Consider the following 21,463-nt stretch of genomic DNA (forward strand, 5'->3'; position numbering starts at 1 on the left):
GATGCGGTCTTAGCGCATAACTCCGACAAATGAAAAGCCGTCTCGTGGTGGGCAGGCGTGCGCCGCTGCCTCAGAAGGAATTGTGGTGGACGACGACGCCGAAGGTCATGAACAGGATGCGCACGTCCCGCCATAGCGACCAGTTGGAGGCATATTCCAGATCGGACTGGAGCCGCTTGGTCAGGTCCTCGCGCAGCAGGGTCGACCCACGCAGGCCGCGCACCTGGGCCAGGCCGGTGATGCCGGGCTTCAGGACGTGGCGATGCCAATAGCTCTCGTCGACATCCCAGAACAGCCGGTCCCCGGCCAGCGACCCCAGGGCATGCGGGCGCGGGCCCACCAGGCTCATCGAGCCGCCCAGCACGTTAAGGAGCTGCGGCAATTCGTCGATGCTGGTCTTGCGGATCAGGCGGCCGACCCGCGTGACGCGCTTGTCCTGCCGCTGGGTCGAACGTGCGCCCTGTGTATCGGCCTGGGCGACGTGCATCGAGCGGAACTTGATGATGTCAAAATAGGCGTTGTTGCGCCCGATCCGCCGTTGCCGGAAAAAGACCGGGCCGGGGCTGTCGAGCTTGATCGCGAGGCTGACCAGGATCAGGACGGGCGCCAGCGCGACGATGATCGGGATGCACAGCGCGAGGTCGAAGACGCGCTTGAGCAGCCGCTGCTGGACGTCGAGCGGACCGGCGGCAACCTTGACGGTGTCGTAATGCGCCAGCTTGCCCAGCCCGATCGCGCCGAAAAGCCCCAGCGTATCGACCACGATCTCACCCCGTGCATGACCGCCCTTCAGCATCATGGCCCAGTTCTGGTAGCGCTCGGCGGTGGAGATGACGACCACCCGGTCGATGCCGTGCAACAGCGCCGCGAACCGGTTGAACATGGCGGGATCGCGCAGGTCGGGGACCAGGCCGATCGCGGCGGCGTCGATCATTTCCGCGCCGGGCACGGGGGCGGCCTGGACGCCGTCGACGATCACCAGTTCGCGCCAGATCTGGGTCGGCCAGATCCGCGCGACGGTCGTACGGAAGGTCAGGCGGCCGATGACGATCAGCAGGACGGTCAACCCCATCACGCTCGCCAGCGCCAGCCGCGAAATCTGCTGCTCGACCCGGAAGAAATAGGAGATCAGGAACAGGATCGCGAAGGTGAAGAGCACGGCGCGCACCGCGGCCGACAGGCTTCCCGCCTTGGCGCGAAGCGCGCGGCCGCCATAGGCCATCGTGCCCATAGCCATGCCGACATAGACCGGCATCGCGATCGCCATGATCGAGAACCAGCTGCCGACCAGCGTCTTCAGCGGCTCGATGATGGCAAAGGCCAGCATGAACGCGACCAGATCGACACCCATGAGCAGGAAGGTGAGGCGCAGACGCAGGGTGAAGGGAGTCAGGCCCCGGCCACGCTCCGCATCGCGTTCCGCCATGCCGCGACCCGCGACATGCACAGGCGCACGCTCCACCAAGTGCTCACTCCCTCGGGTCAACCAAAGGCTCCAATATACCAATGCGATCTAGCGTCGGACGCACGCACGAAATGTATACCCCCATCCGGCAGAGCGTCCGATGTGGGGCTATTACAAAAGCCCCAACCGGACAACGGACGAAAAAATGGGAAGCGGAGCGGTGCCTGGCACTGCCGTTTCGCGGATGTGTCAGGCCACCACGGCTGGACATGATGAACAAAGGCGTTGGGCAGTAAGCTGGATTTATCGATACATCGTAGTCGCTTAAGCGCGTAATGAGAATTATTGACGGCAATACATATTATCGCGATATCGGAATAGCCTTGGATTAACGCCATGTTAAGTGACCCAGGGGCAGTATAGGCGCGCACCCATCACGGTCGGATCGTCTCGATATGACACAGCTCGCCTCGCGTCTCAGCTATCCCTTCCCCGACCGGCGGGCGTCCGCGCGAACCCATGTCGGACAACGGAGTGTCCTGCGGCGCGAAGGTCAGGCGCCATCGCCGGTACAACTGGTGAACGTCGCGCGCGAGGGCTGCGCCTTGAGCGTCGAAGTCGAACTTGAGCCGCACCAGCAGGTCGAGATCGACCTGGCCGGGCTGGGCCCAGTGAGTGGACGGATCGTCTGGCGTTCGGCGAGCGCCTATGGCTGCCGGTTCGAAAATCCATTGCCCGCGGGCGCGATCACCCGGCTGTTGCTGGCCGAGGATGACGGGGCCGAGGTTTCGACCACGCCGCCGCCGTCCTTCCTGCGCGGCCGGATCAGCCCGGTTGCGACTCTGGCATTGCTGGCGGGGGTGTCGGTCTTTGCCTGGGCGGGTGTCGCCGAGATCGTTCTGCAACTCGCCTGAGCGGGCCGTCGTCAGCGCCGGTTGAAGTGATAGCGGCTGGCATAGACGACGCTGCGCAGACATTCCTGCTCGCCTTTGCCCAGCGTCGGCGAGACGTCCATTCGCACCGCGTGGTTGAGCAGCGGGATCAGAGCGAACTGCCAGGACTGGACGCGGCATACCCGCGCCATACCGGCGCTCAACTCGGGCAGGGTACGCGCGTTGGCCACCGCCGCCACCTCCAGCTTGCGGGCATCGGGTGAACGGGTGTCGAGTGCAGGATCCACCATATCGGCATCGGGCACGGGCATCGGACGGCGGTTCGACTGGGCGATCCCCGCCGTCGCGCTCGCCGCGAACATCAGGGCCAGTACCCCCCGGTAGATCGGTCGCATGGTCATGGCGTCTGTCTTAGCGTGGGACCCGCCGTGCCACGCCTGTCGACATGCCATCCACTGTCCATGAATGGGACGATGCGGAACCTGCGCGGTTGCTGCGGTGCGGGCGTTCCCGTATCCAACGATCGGTCAGGTGGAGTTTTTCATGCGGTTTGCCGGGGTCATCTTGTTGCTAGTCGGCTGCACGATGCCTGCCATTGCCCAGACGACGGCGACGCCTTCCGGTTCGACGGCAGGCCATGCCGCCGCTCCGGTGCAGCAGGCCGGTGCGGGGACGTCGGCGGAGCCCGCTGGCGATTACCGGCTGGGCACGGCCGACAAGGTCCGGGTCATCGTCTATAACGAACCGAGCCTGTCCGGCGAATTTACGGTCAGCGACAATGGCACATTGTCGCTGCCGCTGATCGGCGACGTTCCCGCCAGTGGCCGTTCGCCGCGCGAGGTGTCGTCGGATATCCAGGCGAAGCTCGCCGATGGGTATCTGCGCGAACCGCGGGTCAGCCTAGACGTGCTGACCTATCGCCCGTTCTACATCCTGGGCGAGGTGACCAAGCCAGGCGAATATGCCTATTCCAACGGGCTGACCGCGTTGAACGCCGTGGCGCGTGCCCAAGGGTTCACCTACCGCGCCAACAAGCGCAAGGTGTTCCTGAAGCACGCCGGCGAGTCCGCGGAAAAGGAAGTCAATCTCGATGGCTTGGAGATCAGGCCCGGTGACACGTTGCGTATCGGTGAACGATATTTCTGACCGGTCGCTGGCCGGCATTTTCGTGAAATAAAAGCCGAAAGCCGAAAGGCGAAATGGGGGGTTTTATGACGGCAACGAGGTTGGCCGCCTGGGCGGCGCTTGGGCTCATGGTCGCTGGCACGGCGCAGGCGCAGGAGGCGGCGCCCGCCGCCGCTCCCGTGCAGGTCGATGCCGCGGCCGTCACCGCACTGGCTGGCGCGATCCAGCAGGCGCTGACCGCGCTTCCCGCAAACGCCTCCAAGGCGGATGTCGAGGCCGCGATCGCCTTTGCGGTGTCGCAATCGGGTCAGCCGCGCGCCGTCGTCCTGGCCGCCCTGAAGCAGGTGGCGAGCCAGTCGCCCAAGATGGCCGCCGCCGTCGGCAGCTATGCCCAGAAGGTCGCACGCGGCGAAGGCGAGGCGGGCACCGGCGCGCTGGCGCAGGCGTCGCAGGCGCTTTCCAGTCAGTCGCTGGGTGCCGGTCCCTCCGGCGGCGGCGGCGGCACGTCGGATTATTCGCGTCGCCCGTAAGGCACGTCCCCCATCATAACGGAGGGCTGTCATGCCTTGGACCTCCAAGTTTCTTCCCTGCGTCGCCGGTCTTGGCGTCGTAGCGTTTTCGCCCGCCGCCGCTCAGGTGGCGCCGCCGCCGCCGGTCATGATCGGCACGCCCGCATTCCAGTCCGCGATCCCCTTCGACTATCGTCGGGGCCGCAATGAGAGCGTGCTCGACCGGCCGCGTCCGCTGTTCCAGCCGCTCGGCATCACCGCCGGAGGCTTCACGCTGTTCCCGGCGCTGTCGGTCACGACGGGCTATGACAACAACGTCTATCAGGCCCCGACCAACAAGACCGGCGACGGTCTGGTCACCGTCAATCCGTCGCTGAACGTCCAGTCCAACTGGTCGCGCCACAGCCTGACGATCGACGGCGCCGGCACGATCACGCGCTATTTCCAGCAGTCACCTCGCGACGAGAATGGCTGGACCACCGGCGCGCAGGGTCGGCTCGACATCGGCGGCGACGATTCGGTCACGCTGGGTGCGCGCACCAGCAAGATCTATGAATCGCAGTTTTCGGGCTCAGCGCTTCAGAATGTGCGCAGCTCGGTGCCGATCCAGCTGTCGGTGGCGCGTGCGGTCGCCGATTTCCGCTTCTCGCGTCTGCGCACCGTGGTGTCCGGCGACTATACCGACTTTGCCTATCAGACGGTGATCGCCAGCGACGGCTCGCCGTTCAGCCAGAACAGCCGTAACCGCGGCATCGCGCGTGCGATCGGCCATGCCGAATATGGCCTGACCCCCGACACGGGCGTCTTCGGCGAGTTGGTCTATACGAATACCGGCTATCGCACCGAGCTGTTCCCCGGCGTGCCTAACCGCTCGTCGAACCAGGTTCAGGTGCTGGCGGGCCTGTCGACCGATCTCAGCGAGCTTCTGCGCGGCAGCATCGGCATCGGCTATATCAACCGCAATTACGACGCGGCGCGGTATCGCACGGTGGCGGGCCTGTCGTTCAACGGCAAGGTCGAATATTTCCCGTCGCAGCTGACCACCGTCACCCTGTCGGGGCGGCGCGAGGTGGACGATGCCAGCCTGATCGGCACCAGCGGCTTCTTCGCGACCAACGCCGCGCTGCGCATCGATCACGAGTTGCTCCGCAACCTGCTCGTCAATCTGGGTGCGGACCTGGAATTCGACGATTACCGCGACTTTTCGGGCCGGGCGACCTCGTTCCGCACGTCGGCGGGCGGCCAGTATCTGGTCAACCACCAGTTGTCGTTCAACGGCCAGCTTTTCTACGGGCGCCGCACCACCAACAGCCCCCTGGCGGGGCCGGAACTGTCCCAGGTCAAGGCGCTGGTAGGCATCTCCTACCACCCTTGAGCCCAGTAGCATTCGAGGATCTTTTATGGACGTGATGGCCAATACCGGCCTGTCTTCCCCGGCGGGGGGAGAGCCCGAGACAATTTCGTCCATGTACCGCCAGGTGCTGGAGATCCTGCGACTGCGCTGGCGCACGCTGGCGGCGACGTTCATCACGATCGCCGTGCTGGGCACCGCCTACACCATGATGCTGACCCCGCGCTATCAGGCGACGGCGCGGGTGAAGATCGACCCGTCGAAGAGCGCGGCGCTGGGCCAGATCACCGATCAGGCCAGCTCGATCCCCGACCAGTCGGTGGTCGAAACCGAGGTCAGCGTCATGCGCTCGCACGACATCGCCGCGGCGGTGGTCGCGCGCGAGCATCTGTTGAACGATCCCGAATTCACCAGGGGCATGCCGCCGCTGGGGCCGCGCGCGACGCCCGCCCAGATCGCCGACCGGACCGAAGCGGTGGCGCAGGCGGTGCTCGGCCGCATGTCGGCCTCGCGCGAAAAGGCGACCTATATCGTCGAAGTCGGCTTCACCTCGACCAATCCGCAAAAGGCCGCGCGCATCGCCAATGCCTTTGCCGAGACCTATATCGACGCCAGCCTGACGCGGCGCAACGGCACCGCCAGCCGCCAGGCCGAATTCCTCCAGAAGCGCCTGAGCAGCCTGAGCGCGCAGGCGACCGCCGCCGACGAGCGGCTGGCCTCCTACCGCGCCGCCAGCGGCGTGGTGCAGACCGGCGGCGGCAGCACGAGCGTCATCGACCAGCAGATCGCACCGCTGGCGGGACAGCTCGCCACCGCCCAGTCCGACGCGGCGGCCGCGGCCTCGAAGGTCGCCGCGGCGCGGGCGCAGATCCGCACCGGCGGCATCGACGCGGTGTCGGCGGTCCTCGACTCCGAAGTCATCAAGAACCTGCGCAGCCAGCGCGCGCAGTTGCTGTCCGAACAGGGCGAAGTATCGACCCGCTACGGCCCGAAGCATCCCGAGACGCAGCGTATCGCGCAGCAGATCCGCACCATCGACCAGCAGATCCTGGACGAGGCGAACCGCGTGATCGGCGGCCTGGAAAGCGAAGCGCGCGCCGCGTCCGCCCGCGCCGCCAGCCTTCAGGCCAATCTGAACGTCCTGCGCGGCCGCCAGGCCTCGACCACGCGCGCCTCCGCCATGGCCGAAACCTATGAGCGGCAGGCGGATTCCAGCAAGCAGGCCTATGACCGACTGGCGCAGCAGGCGCAGACCAGCGACCAGGCGGCCAGCAGCTCGCTGTCGCAGGCGCAGGTGATCGAGAATGCGACGCCACCGGGCAGCCCCAGCAAGCCGAACAAGCGGCTGCTGCTGGCGGCGACCTTCCTGGGGGCGCTGCTCGCCGGGCTGGGTGTCGTGTGTCTTCAGGAACTGACCTCGCGCGGGCTGCGCTCGATCGCGGACGTGCGGCGGCTGGGTCTCGACGTGCTGGCGACCGTGCCGCGTCTGGGTCGTGGCCATACGTCGCCCGCTGACGAGGTGATCGGCAAGCCGATGAGCTCGTTTGCCGAGGCCTATCGCGTGACCCGCCGTTCGCTGGCCTCCGCATCGAGCGGCCGCCCGATGGTGATCGCGATCACCTCGACCCTGCCCAATGAAGGCAAGACGACGAGCGCCTTGTCGCTGGCGCGGATCATGGCGATGGCGGGCGAGAAGACCCTGCTGATCGACACCGACCTGCGCCGGGCGGGCCTGCGCGATGTCACCGGCATCACGCCCGAGCGCGGCCTGGTCGAGTTGCTGCACGGCGACGTCACGCTGGCCGAGGTGGTGATCGCCGATCAGGTCGAGGGTCTCGATCTTCTGCCGGTCGCGCACGCCAATTACAGCCCTGAGGATGTGTTCAGCGGCGAGGCCATGGCCGAGCTGCTGGCGCAGGTGCGCGGTTCCTATGACCGGATCGTGCTGGACTGTGCCCCATTGCTGGGAGTCGCCGACGCACGCACCGTGGCGCTGCTGTCCGACGCGGTGTTGTTGGTCATCAAGTGGAACGCCACGCCGCGCAACGCGATCGCGACCGGGTTGAACTGGCTGGCCCGCGACAAGGCGCCTGTCGTCGGCGCGCTGATGACCATGGTCGACCGCTCGGTCGAGGCGTATGGCGCGCTTTATTATTCCAAGAAATATGCCGAATATTACCGCGCCGAATGACGACGGGGTCCCCGCTTCGCGGGCGCGCGCCGCGTCGGCTGGTCCAGCCGACGCGGCGACGCGTTTGGCGTGCCTGACGGTGCTTGGCGCGGCGCTGGCCTGGGCCGCGTCGGTCGGAGTCGCGGAATGGCGCGTCCAGCATCTGGTCGCCGAGCGCGCGGCGCAGTCGAGCGGCCAGGCGGTGTTTTCCGCACCGGATCTGTTAAACCGGGAAAGGCCGCTGCCGCCACGCGGGGCCCTGTCACGCGGGTTGATGAAGGCCGCCGCCGCATTTGGCGAAACGGCGGCGCGGCGCGATGCCCTGATCGCGGCGGCGCGGCGTGACATTGATGCGGCGCTCCAGGCGCGCCGGGTCTGGCCTGCCGCGCTCGTGGGGCGGGTCTTCCTGGATTATGTCGAGGGCGGCGTGGCCAGTCCGCGCGCGCACCGGGCGCTTGCCGCCAGCTACCGCGCCGCGCCCTTCCTGCCCGAAGAAGGCGAATGGCGCGTGCGGTTCGGACTGGCCGCGTGGCCCTGGCTGACCGCCGACCTGCGCGGACGGGTCCTCGATGAAGGTGTTTGGCAAGCGGGCCTGTCGCAAGGCCGCTTCGATGCCATGACCGAGGCGTTTCGTGCCAGCCCGGCGGGTGCGGTCTTTCGGGCCCGCATGCTTCACCAAGGCAGCCATGAGCCGCCGTCCGTTTCCCCGGCCGCCCGGCCCGCGTCCGTCGCGGCCTAGGCGCAGCTTCAGCCAAGAGATGACCCGGTGAACGATTTGTCGCCCCCTGCGCCGCGCCCCGAGCAACCCGCCGCGTCACGGCCCAAGGTGTCGGTCGTCATGGCGTGCTACAACGTCACGCGGCATCTGCCGGTGTCGATCGGCAGCCTGTTCGACCAGACGCTGGCGGACTGGGAGTTGCTGGCGGTCGATGACGGCTCGGCCGACGATACGCTGGCGGTGCTGCATGACTATGCGAAGGCCGATCCCCGCATCCGCGTTCTGGCGATGGAGCGCAATTCGGGGCCCAGTGCGGCGCGCAACCGTGCGCTGGACGCGGCGCAGGGCCAGTGGGTGACCATCCTCGACGCCGACGACCGGTTCCTGCCGGAGCGGTTGGCCCATATGGTCGCGGCGGCGGAGGCGGGGGCGTTCGACCTCGTGTTCGACGACATGCTGTTCCATGACGAGGCGGCTGACTGCATCACCGGCCATGCCCTGACGCTGGCCGCGCCGCAGGAGCCGCTCGACTTCGAACGCTTCGTCATGAGCGAGCGGCCGCATTCGCCGTTCAACTACGGCTTTCTCAAACCCCTGATCGACCAGGCGTTCCTGCAGACGCACTCTATCCGCTATTCCGAGGATATCCGGCTGGCGGAGGATTTCATGCTGGTCGCCGAGTTGCTGCTGCACGGCGCGCGGGCCGCGCTGCTGCGTGAGGCGCTGTATGTCTATACGACGCAGACGGGCGCGAGCAGCGGTCAGCAGTCGAGCGGCACGCGCACGAACTTCCGGCCCGAAATCCGCATCGATCTGGCTGATACGCTGATCGCCCGCTACCGCGACACGGCGGATGCGGCACAGATGGCGATCCTCCGCCGCTATCGCGAATGGCAGGTGATGTATGCCCATGCCCACTGGCTGGCGCGCTATCGCCATGCGCGTGATCATGGCCCGATGCTTCGTCTGGCGCTGAAGCATCCGGGGGCCGCGTTGCATTACGTGTCGTGCACCCGCTGGGGTCGCCTGCTACGGCCGCGCACATGACGACCGGGGGTATCCCGGCATATCCGGTGGCCCATGGCCCTGTTTCGAGAGACGTTCCGATCGCTATGAACCGCCATGACTGACGCCCTGGACGACGAACGGTCGATCTTCGATCCCGTCAACACGCAGCTGCGCGCGCGTGTCGCGTCGGGCGTGTCGGTGACGGCCGCGCTCCAGGGCCTGCGCGTGGTGTTGCAGATGGCCTCGGTCGTCGTGCTGTCGCGGCTCTTGCTGCCGTCCGATTTCGGCGTCGTCGCGATGACCAGCCCAGTGCTGGGCTTCATGATGATCTTCCAGGACCTGGGGCTCAGCCAGGCCGCGGTCCAGCGCCGCGTGCTGACCCAGCGCCAGGCGAGCACCCTCTACTGGCTGAACGTGGTGTTCGCGGCGGCGACGTGCATCGTCGCGCTGGCGATCAGCCCCGTCGTCGGCTGGTTCTACGGCGACCCGCGCGTCTTCCACCTGCTCGCCGCCTATGCGCCGCTGTTCTTCCTGTCGGGCTGCTACGCCCAGCACAGCGCGCTGCTGACCCGCCAGATGCGGTTCAGCCAGCTGGCCATTGTCGAGGGGGCGGCGGGCGTGATCGGCTTCGTCGCCTCGCTGACCGCCGCCTGGTTCCTGCGCAGCTATTGGGCAGTGTTCGTCCTGTCGCTGACCACCACGCTGGCGACGGGGGCGGGGATGATGCTGGCGACGCGGTGGTTGCCGTCGCGACCGCGCCGCGACCCGGACGGGCGCGACATGCTGAATTTCGGGGCCGGGGTGACGGGCGCCAATATCTTCAACTTCCTGTCGCGCAACCTGGACAATATCCTGATCGGCAAGGTCTGGGGCAGCGTGGCGCTGGGCCTGTACGACCGCGCGTACAAGCTGCTGCTGTTCCCGCTGCGCCAGGTCAACAACCCGATCCAGCGGGTCATGGAACCTGCGCTGGCGGGCCTGCTGGAAGAGCCGCGTCGTTATCGCCACGCCTATCTGCGCGTGGTGCGGATGATGGCGCTGTTCACGACACCCGCCATCCTGGCGACGATGGTCTGTGCCGACTGGTTCGTCGACCTGGTGCTGGGATCGCGCTGGGCGGAGGTCGTGCCGATTTTTCGCGCACTGGCGATGGCCGGGCTGCTGGAGATTTTCGGCAGCACGCTGGGCTGGCTGATGATCACGCAGCGCCGCTCGTCGGACCTGGCGACCTGGGCGCTGGTCAATACGACCGTGTGCATCATCGCGTTCGTCGGCGGGTTGCCCTGGGGGCCGCTGGGCGTGGCGATCGCCTATTCGGCGAGCGAAGTGTTGATCCGCACGCCGGCGGCCTGCTGGTTCGTCGGGCGCAAGGGGCCGGTGTCGCGGTCCGATCTGGTCTGGCTGATCGCTCCCTTCGCCATGGCGCTGGCGGCGGCGGCGGGGTTGTTGCTGGTTTTTCGTGCGCTGTGGACGGGGCCGACACTGGTGGCGCTCGTGATCGGCTATGCCCTGGCCTATGCCGCGACCTGGGCGATCCTGGCGATGTTCGGGGACGTGCGCGCCGCGCTGTTCGAAGTGGTCGGCTTTGTCCGGCAGATCATCGACGGCGGTGTGGCGCGACTGCGCCGGCGACCGGCCTGAGCGTCGCCGTCCGTGCGTCACATATAGCGTGACGTCCGGCGGCCGATCAGCCCGGCGACCCGCCCCACGGCATGCGCCACGTCCAGGCTGGCGCGCGCGGTACGCCTGGCGTTCAGCGACACCAGCCCCAGACCGAGCTTCGCGACGCTCGACACCATGCCACGTGCCGCACCCGTCGCCTCGTGCCAAGTCCCGTCATGCAGGCGGCGCAACTGCCCCATATAGGTGCCCGTGGTATAGGCGCGGCTGAGCAGCGCGTGGTTGGTCAGTCGCTCGGCCGGGGTCGGTTCCAGCACCAGCGCTTCGTCGCACCAGACCAGTTTGCCGCCCGCATGCTGGGTCCGGCGGAACAGGTCGTAATCCTCGCCGCCCGATCCGTTGAAGCGGATGTCGAACAGCGGAAAGCCGATCAGCCCCTCGATCCGGCGCGAGATGGCCAGGTTCTGTGTCGTCTGGAGCCGGTCGATCGGGCCGGTCGGATGGCTTTCGCGCCCGGCAAAGTGGCTGACCCGCGCCAGCACCGGCGCATCGTCGGGCACCATGCCATCGACCGGTCCACCGACAAGGTCGGCGCTGAACCGCTCGCCACAGCCGACCAGCGCCTGCAACCAGCCGGGCGTGACGGTGCCGTCGTCGTCCAGCATGACCAGCCAGTCCCAGTCGGGCACCTGCTGACAGGCCGCGCCGATGATGGCGTTGCGCACATGCGACAGGCCGCGTTCGGGGACGGGCACATAATGGGTCGGCAGGTCGTGGCGCCCCGTCACGATGGCCCGCGTCCGGTCCGAACATTCATTGTCGGCGACGATGACGCGAAGCACCGCCGGTTCGGACCGTATTTCGTCGGCCAGACTGTCGAGCAGCTTCGTGAGCAACAGCTGACGGTTGAACGTCGGAATACCGATGACAATCGACTTCATGCCTGGTCTTCTGCCCCCTGAGCACGGCCGCATCCGAAGCGGTTCGCTATGCGCCATGCCATGCGGGTAGTGCCGCCGTCCCGCGCCGCACGCAATGTGCGAGTCGGAACGGAGCATGCGCATGACGGCGCGAGTGTATCGCAGCGGGACCGCCATGGCACGAATGCAGTCGCGGCGGGGCTAGGCGCTGTCGGGAAATTCGTATGACCGCTGTACCGCATTGGGGCGGCGATGAACGGAACATGACGCCGTTACGCGGTGTAATGGACGTTTGCCAGATTTCGCACCTGTCGCGTGACCAGGGCAAAAAATCCTTTTGCACAGCGCCTTGGCAAAGCGGACATCTCAAGATGAATTGGAGATGAAACGGAAGTTACGGATACATGTCATGAAATTTCATGAACATGACAAATGACCCGGCTTAACATTCATTATTATTGGCGATCGCGACTGATTATCCGCCTTCCTGAAATAAAGGGGGGGCTATGATCTGGCTGGTATGCACGACCGATAGTCGTGATGGGGTAAGCGACGATTATCAGCGACTGGTGTCGTCGTTGCAGATGGTCGCCGGACAGGTCGATCTGACCTTGATCACCCTGTTCCAGCGACCCGATGCACGGGCGATGCGCGCGATCGCGGCGCTGCCCGGCTTCGTCCGGCCCATGACCTCCGATACGCGCATGTCGCTGTCGCAGGCACGCAACCGGATCCTGCGGACGATCGCGGCGGAGGAGGGCTTTGCGGACGGCTCGCTGGTGCTGTTCCCGGATGACGATTGCTGGTTTACCGACACCTATCTGCCCATGGTCGGGCAAATGTTCGTGACGGATCCGCAGTTGCAATATTGGTTCTGCCGCTATGGATCGTCGCCCGCCGCCGACCCGGCGCTGTTCGGCGCGACGCACCGCGCGCGGGCCAGCGACGTGGTGCGGCGCAGTTCGTCGATCACGCTCGTCATTCGCGGCTCGCTGATGGCACGGGTCGGTTTGTTCGACGAGGGGCTGGGCGTCGGCACCGCGCTGAACGGTGGCGAGGATACCGATTTCGCCGTTCGCCTCTATCGTTCGGGGGGCAAGGGGCTGGCCTGTGGTCACGCGTTGATCGGGCATCGGGACTGGAACCCGGCCAACCGGGCGCGCTACTTCGCCGGGTCCGCGACCGTGCTGGCACGCAATGCCTGGGCGAGTCCGGGGCTGGCGGGCGAGTATGTGCGCAAGCTGATCTCGGGCCTGTCGCTGGTCGCCAAGCGCAAGCTGGCGCTTAGCGACTTCCTACTGGGGCTTCGTGCCCTCCGGCGGCCGGGTGTTCGGTCCGGTGGTCTGCCCGCCTCCCTTTCGCTGAAAGGCTGATCCCGATGTTCGGCGATACCATCATCATCAACTTCCACGGCATCGGTGAGCCTGATCGGCCGGTGCCCGACGACGAAAAGCCCTATTGGGTCAGCGAGGCGCGCTATGAGTCGATCCTCGACCGCATCGCCGATGCGCGCGATCGGCGGCGCTACCTGATCACGTTCGACGACGGCAACATGTCGGATGTGGCCATCGGCCTGCCCGGCCTGCGCAGGCGGGGGTTGACCGCGACCTTCTTCGTGCTGGCGGGGATGCTGGACGAGCGCGGCTTTCTCGACCCCGCTGCCGTCCGTGCGCTGGCGCGCGAGGGGATGGGCGTGGGCACGCATGGCCTGCACCATCCGGCCTGGCCCGATTGCGACGATGCCCGGCTGGACGCCGAACTCGACCAGAGTTGCGCGATCCTGGGCGACCTGATCGCCGCGCCGATTACCGAGGCGGCGATCCCGTTCGGCCGTTACGATCGACGGGTGATCGACGCGCTGCGGCGGCGGCCGTTCCGGCATGTCTATACCAGCGATTGCGGCCTGGCCCGTGCGCGTGCTTGGTTGCGGCCGCGGACCTCGATCCGCTGCGACATGGACGAGGCGACGGTGGCCGCCGTCGTGGCGGGGCAGCGTTCGCTGCCGATGCGGGTGCTGGATACGGCGCGCGTGGCGGTGAAACGTCGCCGCTGACCCCCGGTCGGGCCGGGCGGTGCGTCAGTTACGCCGCCCGTGCCGGATATCGACCATGCCCAAGTGCAGCGCACGCTTCATCACGGAGAGCGAGGGATAGCGCGTGACCGCACCCGCCAGGTGACGCCACGCCCGGCTATGATCGCCGGTCACGCGCACATGCTGTTCCGCCCGCTTCAATTCGTGCATCGCCGCGATCCAGCGATGCGGCGCGGCGGCGGGCAGGGCCGCGACGATCCGCGCGAACACCATCTCATGCCCGCGCAGCAGCTTCTCGGCATCGCGCGACAGCTTGTTGTTGGCATCGAAGGTATAATGCAGCAGCAGTTCCTGGACGACGCGCAGCGACCCGATCCCGGCGAGCTTCAGCCACAATTCCCAATCCTCGCAATTCGGCAGATCCTCGGAAAAGCCGCCGACCGCACAAAAGGCGTCGGTGCGGACCAGCCCGGTCGAGGTCGAGGCGAGGGTGTTCTCGATCTCGAGCTGGCGGCGCGTCACCACCGGCGGCGGCATCAGCTGTCGCTCGGCCCGGCCCGCATAGCGGTACAGGATGCCGCAGAAGATACCGGGGCATTCGGGATGCGCGGCGGCCAGCGCCATCTGGCGTTCCAGCTTGGTCGGTTCCCACTCGTCGTCGGAATCGAGGAACGCGAGATAATCGCCCGTCGCCACCGCAGCACCACTGTTGCGCGCCACCGCCGCACCGCCGCTGACCGGGCGGCGGGCCAGAACGAGCGTGTCGACCGTCGCGCGCAATTCCTCGACCACGGCGGCGGTGTCGTCGGTCGAGCCGTCATCGACGACGACGATCTGCTCGGCCGGTCGCGTCTGCGCCAGGCAGGTTTCGATCGCGCGGCGGATCAGCACGGGCCGGTTGCGGACCGGAATGATGATCGAGACGGTGGGAGAGGTGGGCATGAGCATGTTCGCCTTCTTCGTCAGGCGGCCGGGCGGGTGTGCGGCGCGTGACGCCAGGCGGCGGCGCCTTCGCGCATCGCCCGGCGGAAGTCCTTGACTGACATCGACCGCGTCACGGTCAGAGCCATGCCGACCGCGACCTTGCGCAACGCCGCCTTCCGACCACCGGGGACAGTGCGGGCGTGACGGATGATGGTGATCAGCGCGCCGCGATAATAGCGGGCGCGCATCGCGGTGTTCCGGTCGCGATGCCCGATCACGGCGGCGTCGAGCATGCACGACGCCCGCGCCGAGCCGAATGCGCGGATCGCGAAGTCGGTATCCTCGGCCGAACCCAGCGGGGCGCCCACGCCCAGTTCGGGGTCGAACCCGCCGATCGCGTTCAACAGGCGGCCGCGCACGACGATGGTGTTCGACGAAGCCTCGCGCAGCACATCCTGCAGCACGGGCTTGCGCTCGCACGCGGCGTCGACCGCGACTGGCGCATTGGCATAGCGGCAGAACCAGAAGTCCAGCGTCGGCTGCGTCCGGAACCGCGCGACGATATGCTCCAGCGCGCCGTCGGGGTACCAGGCGTCGTCGTCGGGAAAGGCGACCACGGCATCCGCCGGGACCGTGACCGATTCGATCAACCGGTTGCGCGCCACCGACAGGGGCAGGTGGCCGGTGACCTCGCTGACCTCGACCCAGGAGGGCAGGTCGATCGACCCGTCCTCGGCACATTGGCGCAGCAGCAGCAGGCGGACCGACGCGCCGGTCGCCGCGCGAAAGTGCGCGACGGAGGCGACCATGCGCTGGAGCATGGCGATCCGGTCGCCGCGCCCGTCGGTCGTGGAGAACAGGATGATGGGCGGACAGGCCCCGTCGCGCGGGGCGCTGGCCTGTTGGTCAAGCGAAGAGGTCATGTCGGGCCCGTGCTATAGTCGCGCCGATGCGCCAGGATGCAGGCCACCGCGATCATCGTGGTCGCGGCGTAATTGGGGGCGAGGTAGACGGACTCGGTGAAGTTCTCGAGCACGATGTTCAACACCAGCAGCAGCGCCGCCTCGGCACTGCCGTTGCGGGGTTGCAGGATCATGCCGGTGAACGACCGCGCCAGCAGATAGAGCAGCACGATGACGACCAATGTCAGGCCGACGAACCCGGCGCTGAGCAGCACCTCGATAAAGCCGTTATGCGCCTCGGCGACTTCCCACATGCCCAGCCGTGCGAGCATGCCGTTCTCGCCGATATAATCCTGCCAGAAGGACAGATAGCCATGGCCGAGCAGCGGGCGCTGGAGCGCGGCGTTCCACGTCAGCTCCCAGATCTCGGTCCGGCCGGTCAGCGTCGCATCGCGACCGACGGTGCCGCTCGCCTCGGCCAGCAGGGTCGGGCCGACAAAGGCGACGAAGCCCGCCACCAGCGTGCCGATCGCCACCAGCAGCAGGCGAAGCCCGGCATTGGGCGTCTGTGCCAGCACGGTGCGGTTTACCGCGAAGAGCAGGGCGGGGATCAGGAACGCGATCATGCTGGTCGCCGACTGGCTGAGCACCAGCATGACCAGCCCGGCGGCGATGCACGCCATATAGGGCGTGCGGAACCAGGAGCCGGGGCCGATCCGCGCGGTCAGGACCAGCACGACCATGCAGCTCGACAACGCATTGCCGAAGGGATTCTTGTCGCTGAGGATGCCGCGCAGCGCGCCCTTGTACACGTCGCCATAACCGCCCGCGATCGTCGCCAGATGCGGGAACGCCGCCGAGAACAGCGCGCTCAGCACGACGAAGCACGCCGCCATCGACCGCAGCCGCGCCAGGCCGAGCGTCGTCGGGCTTTCCAGGAACAGCGCGGTGGCGATCACATTGGCGAGCAGCAACTGCGTCGCGCCGCGAATGCTGTCCCAGGGATAGGACGACCATGCGACCGAGACGATCATCATCCCGATCACCGCATAGGAGGCGGCATTCTCCCGGATCAGCGCGCGAAAGTCCGCTCCGCGATTGAGCGTCAGGACGACATGGCCGCCCAGCAGCAGCAGCACGGCATAGCGCGCGAGCGAGAAATAGCGCGCACCGCCCGACTGCGCGGCATCCAGCTGATACTGTCCGCCGGTATAGAGCCACAGGAACGCCCCAAGCTGAAGCAGGAACGCGGCCCATAACAGGCCGCGAAAGCGCTTTTCGCGTGGGCTGAGTGACGGTTTCGTCCGCGCCACCGGGATGCCGGGGCGCTCGACGGCGAGGTTCAGGGCCGGGCTGGTCATCGCCGACCGCCTCTGCCGGGATCGGTGTGGCGATCAGCCATGCCGAAGCGCCTGTTCGGCGGCATCCGCGACCACCGGCTTGGGCGCGTCGACCGAACGAAAGCGGCCATAGGGCCCGACCTCGATATCGCGGCGGACGATCTGGGCGGGGTTGCCCGCGACGATGCAGCGGGGCGGCACGTCCTTGGTCACCACCGCGCCCGCCGCGACGATCGACTCGTCGCCGATACGCACGCCGGGCATGATCAGGCTCTTGGCGCCGATGAAGCAGTGGCGGCCGATCACGGTGTCGACATACATGCCGCGCGTCATGTCATGGGTCAGGATCGCCGCGCCGAACGCGACGTAGGTCTTTTCGCCGATATGCATGCCGCGCGGATAGGTGCGGTCGAACTTTGCGGTCATCGACATGCGCACCGTCGGGTGCAGCGACATACCCCAGATACGGTTGTAATAATAGAGCCGCGCGCGGATCAGCGAGCGTTGCAGCCACAGGAACTTGTTGAGACTGGCCATAGACTGTCTAGTCGGCCCCTGGGCACGGAATTCTGCCCAGACGAAGCCTTCCCCCTTGTCACTGCGCCATAACGGTACGGGGCGTTCCCGAAAAGCAACGATCCGATGCCCGACCGGGCCAATATGGGTCAGGTCGTCGTCATATTCGGCTTGCGCCACAATGCGCGCAGCCGGTCGGCCATGTCCGCATCGTCGGCGGGCATCTTGCGCACGAAGAAGCATGGCCCCGTGCCGTGAATGCCATCCAGGCGGAAATCGGGGTCGGCGAACAGCGCGACGTGACGGTCGTTCAGCACCTCGGGACTGGCGCTTCGGCGGCTCCAGTCAGCCCAGGTGAGCGCACAGCCGATCGGGCGGCCGGTCAGCCCCGAGCAGAGCAAGGTCTGGAAGAACATCTCGTCCGGGCAGCGCGCCGAGCGGAACAGCGCGAGGCTGGGGTGGCCGCTATCGACCAGGTCCAGCACGGCACGGGCGGCATCGGCGGACATCACCCACCAGCTGCCGCCGGTGTGGAGCGTCAAACCGCCCAGTCGCCGGTCGACGGCGCGGTCGGGCAACAGGCGAAACGCGCGGTTGAGCAGCCGGATGGCGCGCGCCTTCACGCTGCCGCCCCGGTCGCCACCCTCGACGAAGCGCTTGGAAATTCGACTCCACGGCTTTTTCAGCTCGACCGAGGGGAAGGGGGCGGTGTCGATATGCTCCTGTCCGCTCTTGCGCAGATAATCGAGCAACGTCTCGGGCGAGGACAGGGGATAGTCCGCTCCGCTCAGCAGTGCAAGGTGGGTCAGGTCCGGCGCGTCGCGCAGCGCGCGGCGCATTAGGTTCAGCGTCGCCTGCACCTGCGACCAGCCGCCCCAGTGCACCTCGACCCGGTCGTCCACGAACGTCGCCCGCGCGCCGATCGCGGTTTCGAACGGGGCGCGGTCGGCCTTGCGGTCGATGTGGATCCAGGTGCGCGCGACCGGCGATTGCAGCGCCTCGACCAGTCGCAGCGACTGTGCGGGGTTCGCATGGGCCTGGATGAGGTAACCGATCACATGCGATGTCCTGTTTCGCGCGCACGGGGTTCGGGCGCACCGGCGTCCCCCCCGGCTCTATCGCCCCGTCGCCCTGCCGCAAGGGGCGATGCGCGGCGGCCTGCCCCGCAGTGGAACGATCGGATCGCTCGGACCCTATAAGCAAAATCACGGCGAACGGCGCGTTAACCTCGGCGCGAAAGTCCCCGGTGAAGCCGGGGCGTCCAAAACGATTGCAGACAATCGAACTGCAAGAGTGTCATCATGCGCCCGATGCCCGCGACGCTTCTATCATGCCTTATGCTCGGTGCCTGCGGAGGGGGATCGGGAACGACCGCCAGCACGCCGTCGTCGATCACGGTGGTGAACGCGCCTGCGGTCGTCACTCCGACCCCGACCCCCACGCCCGCGGCGACCCCCACGCCGACGCCCGCACCGGTCACCGCCGATGCGTCGACCCTGGCGCAGGGCGATGCGGTGTCGTCCGTTCCGGTGGGCGATGCGCTGCGCTGGGCGCCCCCGACGCTGACCAAGGAGAAGGTCGTCGACCTGCGCTCGGTCGCGCATCTCGAGGCGTCGTACAAATTCCCCTATGAGCAGGATCTGCGCATCCTGTTGCCGACCAACCGGGCGGTCGAGGAGCCGTTGCAGATCATCGGCGGGCGCAACATCGTGCTGGTCGGCGGCGAAATCCATGTCCCGGCGGTCAAGGCCTATGCGGCGGGCGCGTCGGTCGCCAAGGGGGACCTGGTCGTCCTGTCGACGGGGTCGTTCCCGATGTACCAGGCGACGACCGGCGGCCGCACGGGCGCATCCTCGACCCCGTCGGGCACCGGCACGTCGATCACCGACGGCACGGTCACATGGCGCTATGTCGGCCTGCACCCGCGCGCCGCGCTGAAATTCTCGGGCCAGCCCAGCGGCAGCACGACCTTCATCGAAGGGGTGAAGATCGATCTGGGCCAGTCCTATGGCTATGACGCGATCGAGATCGGCGGGTGGGACCAGGCGGTGCCGGGGCCCGACTATACGATCCAGAATGTCCGCCTGCTGGGCGCGATGTCGACGACCAGCGGCCTGCACGCCGACCTCGTCCAATTATATGGATCGTGCCGCAACCTGCGCATCGACAAGCTGACCGGCACCTCGCAATATCAGGGACTGTTCCTGTCGCCCCAGCATCTGCTGGGCAGTGTCGAGCTGCACCGGGTCGACCTGCGCTATATCGATCCGACCGCACAGAGCGGCTATCTGCTCTGGCTGTTCGACGACCAGAACCAGAAACGCCAGCCGGTCCTGCTCGACCAGGTCTATGTCGGCACCAGCAGCTGGTCGTACAAGGCAGGGATGGTGCAGGAACAGGTGGTCTGGCCCGCCAGCAACAAGATTCCCTGGAACAAGCTGGGCGGCGCGGTCCTGAAGGGCAATGTCCTGACCTGGCCGACGATCAAGGAAATCAGCGGAAGCGCGCTGGTCGGCCAGCCCTCGGTCGGTGAGTTCGTCCGCAACGGCGCGGCGGGGCTGAACTATCGCTCGCCGGGCTATCGCGGGCTGTGAAGCGCAGCGCCGGTCGGCGGGGGCAGACGCTCCGCCGACCGGCGCAGATCGACCATGCGTCGCACCGCGCGGCCCCAGGGCAGGCCGAGCAGCACCACCTGCAATGCGGCCATGGCGGGCACGTCGAGCGTGATGTCGACCATCGCGCAGGCCAGCACGAAGGTCGTCGCGACCATCATCGCGCGCAACAGCGGATCGGCGCGCTTCGGGTCGCGCTGGCGATGGATGGCCAGCAGGATCGCCGCCATCGTCGCCGTCGCCAGCACCAGATAGGGGACACCGCCCTCCAGCAGCAGCGACAGGATCTCGTTATGCGCGGAGTGGACATACCATAGCAGGCTGGCCTGCGCGGCGGTCCGCAGGCTCATCAGATTGACCTCGTCAAAGCTCAGCGGCCCATAGCCCCATAGCCAGGACCGCTCCGCAAGCCCGGCATAATGGCGCCAGATTTCGACCCGCGTGACCGCATCGGTCGTGGTCATCGCCATCCGCTCCAGCGTCACGTCGCCGATGGTCAGCGCCAGCATGACCAGCACGAACCCGGCAACCGCCAGCATCGCCAGGCCCCGCGGCCGGAGCAGCCGTCGCCGCAGCAACGGATCGCGTCCCGCGACAAAGGCCAGCCCGGCGATCAGCAGCAACAGCGCGGTACGCGAACCGGTGATGAAACAGGCGCCCGTGCCCATGGTCAGGCCGAGCAGCGCGGCGATCCGCGCGACGATGCCGCTATCGCGATCCTCGCCACTCTCCCGCATCAGCGTCAGCCAGCGCCCCAGCCCCAGCAGCGCGATGACGCCGAACAGGCAGGCGCTGGCATTGGCGTTGAGCGAGGTGCCGGTGAAGCGATCGGCCAGGATACCCTTGCCGACGCCCCAGACATGGCCGGGATCGATCCCGCGCAGGATCAGGCCGGTGGCGATCTGGGCCAGTCCGAACAGCACGATCCACCCGATCGCGATGCGCATCAATCCCCGACGATAGCCGATCCAGGCCGCCGCCAGCAGCAAGGCGAGCAGACCGATGGCCCGGACGAGGCCGGGCGCGACCAGATCGGGAGCAATGGCTCGCCCCGGCAGTGCGTGCAGCGCGATCCAGCCGATGGTGGCCAGCGCCAGGATCAGCACGGGCGCAGCCGGACGCCAGAAGGCGGCGGGCGGCGCGAGCAGGATCAGGACCGCGATGGCCAGCGCGATCTGTGCGCCCGCCGCCAGGATCGCGAGCAGCGGACCGTTCGCGCCAAGTGCCAGCTGTTCGGCGGTCAGCAGTCCCGCCAACAGGATCGCCGCGGCCCGTGTCCGCCTCGATCCCCACTCCGTCTTGACCTGCCCGTCGCCCATCCGCTCCATGTCGCGGACCTAGCGAGGTTTCCCCGGCCATGCGACGGTCTTGGCGGCCCGAACATTCTCGAAACAGGGCAGGCCGGGCGCGCATTTCGC

General features: G+C 67.3%; 20 protein-coding genes. 11 read left to right on the plus strand and 9 right to left on the minus strand.

The features are described 5' to 3' along the window. Positions 1-70 precede the first annotated feature (70 nt). Complete coding sequence (locus U1703_RS11565; protein ID WP_332785804.1) at positions 71-1,462, minus strand: exopolysaccharide biosynthesis polyprenyl glycosylphosphotransferase; 1,392 nt, start codon at positions 1,460-1,462, stop codon at positions 71-73. Positions 1,463-1,860: 398 nt separating this feature from the next. Here U1703_RS11565 and U1703_RS11570 point away from each other — a divergent pair, with 398 nt between their 5' ends. Then, complete coding sequence (locus U1703_RS11570) at positions 1,861-2,319, plus strand: hypothetical protein (RefSeq protein WP_332785805.1); 459 nt, start codon at positions 1,861-1,863, stop codon at positions 2,317-2,319. Positions 2,320-2,330: 11 nt separating this feature from the next. Here the strand turns inward: U1703_RS11570 and U1703_RS11575 are convergent, their stop codons facing one another. Next, positions 2,331-2,699 carry a hypothetical protein gene (locus U1703_RS11575; RefSeq protein WP_320452459.1) on the minus strand — a complete coding sequence of 123 codons (369 nt, stop codon included), beginning with the start codon at positions 2,697-2,699 and terminating at the stop codon, positions 2,331-2,333. 184 nt (positions 2,700-2,883) lie between these two features. Here U1703_RS11575 and U1703_RS11580 point away from each other — a divergent pair, with 184 nt between their 5' ends. From U1703_RS11580 to U1703_RS11610, 7 genes are all read left to right on the plus strand, one after another. Continuing rightward, on the plus strand, positions 2,884-3,444 hold the full coding sequence (locus U1703_RS11580; RefSeq protein ID WP_332785806.1) for a polysaccharide biosynthesis/export family protein: 561 nt from the start codon (positions 2,884-2,886) through the stop codon (positions 3,442-3,444). 65 nt (positions 3,445-3,509) lie between these two features. Continuing rightward, positions 3,510-3,953, plus strand: coding sequence for a hypothetical protein (locus U1703_RS11585; RefSeq protein ID WP_332785807.1), 444 nt, complete (start codon positions 3,510-3,512; stop codon positions 3,951-3,953). A 31-nt stretch (positions 3,954-3,984) separates the two neighbouring features. Next, positions 3,985-5,307, plus strand: a complete 1,323-nt coding sequence (locus U1703_RS11590) for an outer membrane beta-barrel protein (protein ID WP_332785808.1) — start codon at positions 3,985-3,987, stop codon at positions 5,305-5,307. A gap of 25 nt (positions 5,308-5,332) precedes the next feature. Continuing rightward, on the plus strand, positions 5,333-7,474 hold the full coding sequence (locus U1703_RS11595) for a GumC family protein (protein WP_332785809.1): 2,142 nt from the start codon (positions 5,333-5,335) through the stop codon (positions 7,472-7,474). Beyond that, the gene (locus tag U1703_RS11600) at positions 7,449-8,192 is read left to right on the plus strand and encodes a hypothetical protein (RefSeq protein WP_332785810.1); all 744 of its coding nucleotides are present in this window, start codon (positions 7,449-7,451) and stop codon (positions 8,190-8,192) included. The genes U1703_RS11595 and U1703_RS11600 overlap by 26 nt, the downstream gene beginning before the upstream one ends. A gap of 27 nt (positions 8,193-8,219) precedes the next feature. Continuing rightward, positions 8,220-9,218 (plus strand): glycosyltransferase family 2 protein, encoded by a 999-nt coding sequence (locus U1703_RS11605; protein ID WP_332785811.1) that lies wholly within the window; start codon positions 8,220-8,222, stop codon positions 9,216-9,218. A gap of 75 nt (positions 9,219-9,293) precedes the next feature. Next, on the plus strand, positions 9,294-10,820 hold the full coding sequence (locus U1703_RS11610) for a lipopolysaccharide biosynthesis protein (RefSeq protein WP_332785812.1): 1,527 nt from the start codon (positions 9,294-9,296) through the stop codon (positions 10,818-10,820). A gap of 17 nt (positions 10,821-10,837) precedes the next feature. Here the strand turns inward: U1703_RS11610 and U1703_RS11615 are convergent, their stop codons facing one another. After that, entirely contained in the window at positions 10,838-11,740 is a 903-nt protein-coding gene (locus U1703_RS11615; RefSeq protein ID WP_332785813.1) for a glycosyltransferase family 2 protein, read from the minus strand. A 485-nt stretch (positions 11,741-12,225) separates the two neighbouring features. On the opposite strand from U1703_RS11615, the gene U1703_RS11620 reads away from it, so the two are divergent. Beyond that, positions 12,226-13,092 (plus strand): glycosyltransferase family 2 protein, encoded by an 867-nt coding sequence (locus tag U1703_RS11620; protein WP_332785814.1) that lies wholly within the window; start codon positions 12,226-12,228, stop codon positions 13,090-13,092. 5 nt (positions 13,093-13,097) lie between these two features. Next, positions 13,098-13,772 carry a polysaccharide deacetylase family protein gene (locus U1703_RS11625; RefSeq protein WP_332785815.1) on the plus strand — a complete coding sequence of 225 codons (675 nt, stop codon included), beginning with the start codon at positions 13,098-13,100 and terminating at the stop codon, positions 13,770-13,772. Positions 13,773-13,796: 24 nt separating this feature from the next. Here U1703_RS11625 and U1703_RS11630 read toward each other — a convergent pair whose 3' ends face one another. From U1703_RS11630 to U1703_RS11650, 5 genes are all read right to left on the minus strand, one after another. Continuing rightward, a complete protein-coding gene (locus tag U1703_RS11630) occupies positions 13,797-14,693 on the minus strand; it encodes a glycosyltransferase family 2 protein (RefSeq protein ID WP_332785816.1) in 897 nt (298 codons plus the stop codon). Between the two features lie 20 nt (positions 14,694-14,713). Next, positions 14,714-15,598 carry a glycosyltransferase family 2 protein gene (locus tag U1703_RS11635; protein WP_332785817.1) on the minus strand — a complete coding sequence of 295 codons (885 nt, stop codon included), beginning with the start codon at positions 15,596-15,598 and terminating at the stop codon, positions 14,714-14,716. Next, positions 15,595-16,938, minus strand: a complete 1,344-nt coding sequence (locus U1703_RS11640) for an O-antigen ligase family protein (protein WP_332785818.1) — start codon at positions 16,936-16,938, stop codon at positions 15,595-15,597. The genes U1703_RS11635 and U1703_RS11640 overlap by 4 nt, the downstream gene beginning before the upstream one ends. Positions 16,939-16,971: 33 nt before the next feature. Further along, positions 16,972-17,454, minus strand: coding sequence for an acyltransferase (locus tag U1703_RS11645; RefSeq protein WP_332785819.1), 483 nt, complete (start codon positions 17,452-17,454; stop codon positions 16,972-16,974). 128 nt (positions 17,455-17,582) lie between these two features. Then, complete coding sequence (locus tag U1703_RS11650) at positions 17,583-18,491, minus strand: beta-1,6-N-acetylglucosaminyltransferase (RefSeq protein ID WP_332785820.1); 909 nt, start codon at positions 18,489-18,491, stop codon at positions 17,583-17,585. 279 nt (positions 18,492-18,770) lie between these two features. Between U1703_RS11650 and U1703_RS11655 the strand changes: the two genes are divergently transcribed. Next, on the plus strand, positions 18,771-20,027 hold the full coding sequence (locus U1703_RS11655; protein WP_332785821.1) for a hypothetical protein: 1,257 nt from the start codon (positions 18,771-18,773) through the stop codon (positions 20,025-20,027). On the opposite strand, the gene U1703_RS11660 is transcribed toward U1703_RS11655, so the two are convergent. Then, positions 20,012-21,373 (minus strand): O-antigen ligase family protein, encoded by a 1,362-nt coding sequence (locus tag U1703_RS11660; protein ID WP_332785822.1) that lies wholly within the window; start codon positions 21,371-21,373, stop codon positions 20,012-20,014. The two genes, U1703_RS11655 and U1703_RS11660, sit on opposite strands and share 16 nt — an antisense overlap. Between the last annotated feature and the right edge of the window lie 90 nt (positions 21,374-21,463).

This window comes from Sphingomonas flavida (genome assembly GCF_036663655.1).
Lineage (GTDB): Bacteria > Pseudomonadota > Alphaproteobacteria > Sphingomonadales > Sphingomonadaceae > Sphingomonas.